Annotated in this window: 1 tRNA gene and 2 rRNA genes; all 3 read left to right on the top strand. The window is 50.8% G+C overall.

Annotation, left to right across the window (positions count from 1 at the left end):
* A 16S ribosomal RNA gene (locus tag D3P07_RS26700) occupies positions 1-83 on the top strand; the annotation flags it as partial.
* Between the two features lie 123 nt (positions 84-206).
* Positions 207-282 (top strand) — tRNA-Ala (locus tag D3P07_RS26705).
* 190 nt (positions 283-472) lie between these two features.
* A 23S ribosomal RNA gene (locus D3P07_RS26710) occupies positions 473-583 on the top strand; the annotation flags it as partial.

The raw sequence follows: 583 nt of genomic DNA on the forward strand, positions 1-583 counted from the left end.
AGCCGCCGAAGGTGGGGTAGATGATTGGGGTGAAGTCGTAACAAGGTAGCCGTATCGGAAGGTGCGGCTGGATCACCTCCTTTCTAAGGATATACCCGAACCCGATGAGGTTCGGATCAGGAAGCATAAGCTTCCACAATGTGCGGATAATTGCGCGAAAGCGCCAGACGTGAACCCCATTTGTTCAGCTTTGATGGAATTTGCCTGGGGCCATAGCTCAGCTGGGAGAGCGCCTGCCTTGCAAGCAGGAGGTCAGCGGTTCGATCCCGCTTGGCTCCACCAACCGTTTTCCCGAAGGGAAAAACGGCAAGAGTTTTCCGAAAGGAAAGACTCATCCATCTATTTGTTCCTTGAAAACTGGATAACGAAAGTAACAAGAAGTTTTTGAATCTTATCTTCGGATAAGAAGAGAATCTTCTGCTGAAACATCCTTTAGCAAATGATTAACGTTGGCTTTATGCCAGCGATACTAGGTTAAGCTAGTAAGAGCGCACGGAGGATGCCTAGGCACCAGGAGCCGAAGAAGGACGTGGCGAACAACGATACCGCCTCGGGGAGCCGTAAGCAGGCTTTGATCCGGGGA

This window comes from Paenibacillus sp. 1011MAR3C5 (assembly GCF_003591485.1).
GTDB lineage: Bacteria > Bacillota > Bacilli > Paenibacillales > Paenibacillaceae > Pristimantibacillus.